This window comes from Dietzia sp. DQ11-71, assembly GCF_014144995.1.
Lineage (GTDB): Bacteria > Actinomycetota > Actinomycetes > Mycobacteriales > Mycobacteriaceae > Dietzia > Dietzia kunjamensis.
In genome coordinates this window covers 1-6740 of the sequence record NZ_JAALDT010000399.1, presented here as the reverse complement: position 1 = coordinate 6740, position 6740 = coordinate 1, and the positions used below count along the sequence as shown (strand labels likewise).

General features: G+C 70.7%; 6 protein-coding genes. 5 read left to right on the top strand and 1 reads right to left on the bottom strand.

The window, feature by feature from the left end:
• Positions 1–966: leucyl aminopeptidase (locus tag G6023_RS13260; protein ID WP_182635949.1), on the top strand; the 966-nt coding region annotated here is incomplete at its 5' end.
• 29 nt (positions 967–995) lie between these two features.
• Here the strand turns inward: G6023_RS13260 and G6023_RS13255 are convergent.
• Positions 996–1361: an oxidoreductase gene (locus G6023_RS13255; protein WP_096905674.1), complete on the bottom strand. Its 366-nt coding sequence runs from the start codon at positions 1359–1361 to the stop codon at positions 996–998.
• A 312-nt stretch (positions 1362–1673) separates the two neighbouring features.
• Here G6023_RS13255 and sucB point away from each other — a divergent pair, with 312 nt between their 5' ends.
• The 4 genes from sucB to G6023_RS13235 all read left to right on the top strand — a co-directional run bounded on the left by sucB (position 1674) and on the right by G6023_RS13235 (position 6677).
• Positions 1674–4019, top strand: a complete 2346-nt coding sequence (gene sucB / locus G6023_RS13250; RefSeq protein WP_182635946.1) for a 2-oxoglutarate dehydrogenase, E2 component, dihydrolipoamide succinyltransferase — start codon at positions 1674–1676, stop codon at positions 4017–4019.
• A 101-nt stretch (positions 4020–4120) separates the two neighbouring features.
• Positions 4121–4798, top strand: a complete 678-nt coding sequence (gene lipB / locus G6023_RS13245) for a lipoyl(octanoyl) transferase LipB (RefSeq protein ID WP_067714178.1) — start codon at positions 4121–4123, stop codon at positions 4796–4798.
• A gap of 21 nt (positions 4799–4819) precedes the next feature.
• Positions 4820–5836: a lipoyl synthase gene (gene lipA, locus G6023_RS13240; RefSeq protein ID WP_119193041.1), complete on the top strand. Its 1017-nt coding sequence runs from the start codon at positions 4820–4822 to the stop codon at positions 5834–5836.
• Positions 5837–5921: 85 nt separating this feature from the next.
• Positions 5922–6677 (top strand): DUF4191 domain-containing protein, encoded by a 756-nt coding sequence (locus G6023_RS13235; RefSeq protein ID WP_159148444.1) that lies wholly within the window; start codon positions 5922–5924, stop codon positions 6675–6677.
• Positions 6678–6740 lie beyond the last annotated feature (63 nt).

The following is a 6740-nucleotide window of genomic DNA, read 5'->3' as shown; positions in this document are numbered from 1 at the left end:
GAGTGTGTCGGGCTGGCGCGCGATCTGGTCAACACCCCGCCCAACCTGCTGTTCCCCGGGTCGTTCGCCGACCGGGCCGCCGAACTGGCCCGCGGCGCCGGTCTGGAGGTCGAGGTGCTGGACGAGGCGGCGCTCACCGAGGGTGGCTACGGCGGCATCCTCGCCGTCGGCGGCGGCTCGTCCCGCGGCCCGCGCCTGGTGCGGCTCACCCACCGGGGCGCCGAGGGTCGACCCACCGTGGCCCTCGTGGGCAAGGGCATCACCTTCGACACCGGCGGCATCTCCATCAAGCCGGCCGCCGGCATGGAGCAGATGACCATGGACATGGGTGGCGCCGCGGCCGTGGTGGCCACCGTCATCCTCGCCGCGCGGCTGGGCCTGGATCTCACCGTGGTGGCGACCGTGCCCATGGCGGAGAACATGCCGTCGTCGACGGCGTACCGGCCCGGTGACGTGTTGACCATGTACGGGGGCACGACCGTCGAGGTGAAGAACACCGACGCGGAGGGGCGGCTCATCCTGGCCGACGCCATCGTCCGGGCCTGCGAGGACTCCCCGTCCCATCTCATCGACACCGCCACCCTCACCGGTGCGCAGATGGTGGCGCTGGGCAAGAAGACCCCGGGTGTCATGGGAACCGAGGACTTCCGCGACCGGGTGGCCGACCTCAGCCGGTCGGTCGGCGAGGGCGGCTGGCCGATGCCGCTGCCCGAGGAGTTGCGTGCCGGGTTGGATTCCGAGGTGGCCGACCTGACCCACGTCACCCCGCACCGGTGGGGCGGCATGCTCTCGGCCGGACTGTTCCTCTCCGAGTTCGTCGCGGACGGCGTCGAGTGGGCGCACATCGACGTGGCCGGCCCCGCCTACAACGACGGTGGCCCGGAGGGGTACCTGCCCAAGGGCGGAACCGGGGTGCCCGTGCGGACCATGCTCGCCGTCCTCGAGGACATCGCCGCCGGAGCCTGAGTCGGCCGCGGGCGGCGGGGTCAGCGCGGCTAGCCCCCCTCGGGCTCGCGCAGCCGGTCGCGGAGGCGCTCGGCCCGCTCGCGCCGCTCACGCTTGATGCGGACCTCCTCGTAGTCGCGCATCCGTTGGGGGTAGCCCTGGACGGCGGCGTCGAACAGGGGCAGCTTCAACTGCGCGGCGAGTTTGCGCGCGGTGGCCACGTCGCCGACCGGCCTGCGGGTCCATTCGCCGTCGAAGGCCACCAGGCACAGGCCGGGGACCGAGACGAGGGTTTCCGGCTCGAGATACGCCTCCACGCCCACGCGGGTGCGGCACCACCGGCGCAGGTGATCGAGATCGGCCGGATCGGCCGGGACCCGAGGCCCACGACGCCCGAACAGGTCACGGATACCCACCGTCGGTCCTTCCGTCGGGCCCCCGTACGGGGTGAGGGCCGCCTATGGGACACGATCGTACCGACGCCCGACGCCCGTCACGCTGCGGGCGACCGGCGAATCGGGCACCGGCCGGGGTCGGGATCGGCACGTCCGCCGACGCCGAGAGGTGGCAGAGGGCACAATGGACGACGATCCTGGGTGGGGGCGCCACCGCGCATCCGGCCCCGGATCGACACGACGAACAGATAACTCACACCCACGACGCCGCTCACGCGGGCGCGGACCGCGCTTGCTGGCAGCGAATGAGAACTCTTGAGGAGTCACGACACCATGGCCTTCTCCGTACAGATGCCGGCTCTCGGTGAATCCGTCAGCGAGGGCACCGTTACCCGCTGGCTCAAGAAGGAGGGGGACACGGTCGAGGTCGACGAGCCGTTGCTCGAGGTCTCCACCGACAAGGTCGATACCGAGATCCCGTCGCCCGCCGCCGGCACGCTGAAGAAGATCGTCGCCGATGAGGACGAGACGGTCGAGATCGGCGGGGAACTCGCCGTCATCGACGACGGCTCGGGCGGGTCCGACGACTCGGACGGGTCCGACGACGACTCCGGCTCCGGCTCCGCCGATGGTGCCGACGACTCTGACGACGAGGCCGACCAGGCCGACGATTCCGCGGACGACGAGCCCGCCGAGGAGTCCGCCCCGGCCAAGAAGTCCTCCGGAGGCGGGGGCGGCGGCAAGGGCACCGACGTCGTCATGCCCGAACTCGGCGAGTCCGTCACCGAGGGCACCATCACCAAGTGGCTCAAGTCCGTCGGCGACACCGTCGAGGTCGACGAGCCGTTGCTCGAGGTCTCCACCGACAAGGTCGACACCGAGATCCCCTCCCCCGTCGCCGGCACCCTGCAGAAGATCGTGGCCGAGGAGGACGAGACCGTCGACGTCGGCGCCACCCTCGCCGTCATCGGCGACGGCGACGGCGACGGCGACGCCGCGAGCGACTCCGACGACGACTCAGACGACTCCGACTCCGCCGATGAGGCCGACGACTCTGACGATCAGGCCGACGAGGCCGACGAGTCGGATGCCGCGGACGAGCCCGCGGACGACGAGCCCGCCGAGGAGTCCGCCCCGGCCAAGAAGTCCTCCGGAGGCGGGGGCGGCGGCAAGGGCACCGACGTCGTCATGCCCGAACTCGGCGAGTCCGTCACCGAGGGCACCATCACCAAGTGGCTCAAGTCCGTCGGCGACACCGTCGAGGTCGACGAGCCGTTGCTCGAGGTCTCCACCGACAAGGTCGACACCGAGATCCCCTCCCCCGTCGCCGGCACCCTGCAGAAGATCGTGGCCGAGGAGGACGAGACCGTCGACGTCGGCGCCACCCTCGCCGTCATCGGCGACGGCGACGCTGCAAGCGAATCCGACGACGACTCCGACGACTCCGGCTCTGACTCCGACGAACAGTCGGCCGAGGAGCAGAACGCCACCGACGCCAAGGACGAGGGCGTGGACGCCTCCGACGAGGACGAGGTCCCCGAGGACACCCCCGAGACCGAGAAGAAGGCCGCCGCCAAGGCGGAGTCCGGGTCCGGGTCGACGTCCGAGAAGAAGGCCGAGAAGAAGAGCGAGAAGAAGGCAGAGAAGCCGCGCGGGTCGGAGAGGTCAGACGGCGCGTCCTCCGGCGACCTGCCCGAGCGGGCCGAGCCCGCGGCGGCCGCCAAGTCCGGCAGCTCGCCGTACGTCACCCCGCTGGTGCGCAAGCTCGCGCAGGAGCACGGCGTCGACCTGGACTCGGTCAAGGGCACCGGTATCGGCGGCCGGATCCGTAAGCAGGACGTCCTCGCGGCGGCCGAGGGCTCGGGCTCGGGCTCCGACTCCGGTTCCGAGGCCCCGGCCGAAGAGAAGGCACCCAGCGGCGGCCCGTCGAAGGCCGGCGTCCGGCCCGAGCTCGCAGAGCTGCGCGGCACCACCAAGAAGGCCAACCGGATCCGCAAGATCACGGCGCAGAAGACGCGTGAATCGCTGCAGCAGACCGCTCAGCTCACGCAGGTCTTCGAGGTGGACATGACCCGGGTGGCGCAGCTGCGCTCGCAGGTCAAGGAGCAGTTCGCCGACAAGCACGGCGCCAAGCTCTCGTACCTGCCCTTCTATGCCAAGGCGGTCGTCGAGGCCCTGGTGTCGCACCCGAACGTCAACGCGTCGTACGACGAGAAGACCAACGAGATCACCTACCACGGTTCGGTGAACCTCGGGATCGCCGTGGACACCGAGGCGGGGCTGCTCTCCCCGGTCATCCAGAACGCGCAGGACCTGGACATCCCGGGGCTGGCAAAGGCGATCATCGACCTGGCCGAGCGGGCGCGGGCGTCCAAGCTCACGCCGGACGACCTCCAGGGCGGCACGTTCACCATCACCAACATCGGCAGCGAGGGGGCCCTGTTCGACACCCCGATCCTCGTCCCGCCGCAGGCGGCGATGCTCGGCACCGGCGCGATCGTGCGGCGGCCCGTGGTGGATGCCGACGCCGACGGCGAGTCGATCGCCATCCGGTCGATGGGCTTCATGCCGCTGACCTACGATCACCGCCTGATCGACGGCGCCGACGCCGGCCGCTTCCTCACCACGGTGAAGGACCGGTTGGAGAAGGCCGAGTTCGACGGTGACCTCGACCTGTGAAGCCAGCTGATCGGTAGGTTCCGCTGAACCCCGCGACGGGCGTCCTCCTTCACGGAGGGCGCCCGTCGTCGTCGTCACACCCCTCGGCCTACCCTGGGGACATGTCGCACACCGGTCAGTCCCTCCGCCGTGACCCGGCGCCCCCGGAGATCCGTCGGCTCGGCACCGTCGAGTACAGCCCCACCTGGGAGCTCCAACGCGCCCTCGCCGAGGAGCGCGCCGACGGGCAGCGGGGCGACACGATCCTCCTCCTGGAGCACCCCGCCACCTACACCGCCGGCAAACGCACGGAGCCGTCCGACCGTCCCACCGACGGCACCCCGGTCGTCGACGTGGACCGCGGCGGCCGGATCACCTGGCACGGACCCGGCCAACTGGTGGGGTACCCGATCGTCGCGCTGACCGACCCCATCGACGTGGTCGAGTACGTCCGCCGTGTCGAGCAGGCCCTCATCTCCACCTGCGCGCGGCTCGGCGTGGAGGCCGGGCGCGTCGACGGGCGCTCCGGGGTGTGGTGTGCGGCCTCGGACGGCAGGCCCGAGCGCAAGATCGCCGCCATCGGGATCCGTGTCCAGCGGGGCGTGACGATGCACGGGTTCTCCCTCAACTGCGACTGCGATCTGACCGCGTTCTCGCGGATCGTCCCCTGCGGGATCGTCGACGCCGGGGTCACGTCCCTCAGCGCCGAACTCGGTCGCGTGGTGCCGGTGTCGGAGGTTCTCGACCAGGTCACCTCCGACATGGTGGAGGCGCTGGACGGCCGACTGCCCGTGGCGTGATTCGCGCGTAGGCTTGCGGCCGTGACTGTGACTCCTGAAGGCCGCAAGCTCCTCCGTATCGAGGCCCGCAACGCCGAGACGCCGATCGAGCGCAAGCCGTCGTGGATCCGAACTAAGGCCACCATGGGTCCCGAGTACAAGGAACTCAAGACGCTGGTCAAGACCGGCGGCCTGCACACGGTGTGCGAGGAGGCCGGCTGCCCCAACATCTACGAGTGTTGGGAGGACCGGGAGGCCACGTTCCTCATCGGCGGCGAGCAGTGCACCCGCCGCTGCGACTTCTGCCAGATCGACACCGGCAAACCCAGCGCCCTCGATCGTGACGAGCCGCGGCGCGTGGCCGAGTCCGTGCGCGAGATGGGTCTGCGCTACTCCACCATCACGGGCGTCGCGCGCGACGACCTGGAGGACGGCGGGGCCTGGCTCTACGCGGAGACCGTCCGCAAGATCCACGAGCTCAACCCCAACACGGGGGTCGAGAACCTCATCCCCGATTTCAACGGGGACCCGGACCAGCTGGCCGAGGTGTTCGAGTCGCGTCCCGAGGTGCTGGCGCACAACCTCGAGACCGTGCCGCGGATCTTCAAGCGGATCCGCCCGGCGTTCCGGTTCGACCGCTCCCTCGACGTGATCCGCGCCGCGCGCGACTTCGGCCTCGTCACCAAGTCCAACCTCATCCTGGGGATGGGCGAGACCACCGACGAGATCGTCGACGCGATGCGCGACCTGCACTCCGCCGGCTGCGACATCCTCACCATCACGCAGTACCTCCGGCCCAGCCCGCTGCACCACCCGATCGACCGCTGGGTCAAGCCCGAGGAGTTCGTCGAGCTGTCCGATCAGGCCCGTGAGATCGGTTTCGCCGGCGTCATGGCCGGACCGCTCGTCCGCTCGTCGTACCGAGCCGGCCGCCTCTACGTCCAGGCGCTGGAGCACCGCGGGCAGGCGGTTCCGGAGCACCTGCAGCAGCTGACGACAGGGGGTTCGGCGTCCCAGGAGGCGTCGAGCGTCCTGGACCGCGAGCGCGCCCGCGTCTGACCCGCCCACAGTCGGCCGGGGCGGGTCACCCCTCGGGTCAGCCGCGGTTCCCGGACCGCGGTGGCGGGCACGTATCCTGATGACCATGGCGAAGAGCGAGCTCACCAAGGCGGACAAGAAGGCGGCCCGGGCCGTCCGGCGGCAGGCGGGCAAGGAACAACGCGGCCAGATGTGGCAGGCGCTGAAGATCCAGTCCAAGCAGGACAAGCTCCTGTGGCCGCTGATGATCGGCGCGGTCGTCCTGTCGACGGTCGTGTTCTTCCTCCTCGGCATGCTGTGGGGCGGCGAGTGGTGGATGCTCCCCCTCGGTGTGCTCACCGGCCTCATGCTCGCGATGGTGATCTTCTCGCGCCGCGTGCAGAACACGGTGTACGGCAAGGCCGAGGGGCAGCCGGGCGCGGCCGCGTGGGCCCTGGACCAGTTGCGCTCCGGGTGGCGGGTCAACCAGGCCGTCGCCGCCACGACGAGTTTCGACGCGGTCCACCGCGTGGTCGGCCGGTGCGGGATCGTGATCGTGGGCGAGGGCGAGCCGCGCCGGCTCAAGCCGCTCATGGCACAGGAGAAGAAGAAGGTCGCCCGGGTCGTCGGCGACACCCCGATCTACGAGTTGATCGTCGGCGAGGAGCAGGACGCGACCCCCGAGCAGGTGCCACTGCGCAAGCTGAACCGCCGGCTCACCCGATACCCGATGAACATCAGCCGGGCGAAGGTCGACGCCCTCGACACCCGGCTCCGCGCGCTGAGCACCAAGACCGGCATTCAGAACCAGATGCCCAAGGGCCCGGTCCCCCAGGGCGCGAAGGTGCGCAACATCCAGCGCAGCGCCCGCCGCCGCGGCTGAGCCGTCCGCCGTCAGGCTGTCGCAGCCACCGGGCTCACGACGCCCGCCGCCCGTCCCGGGCGG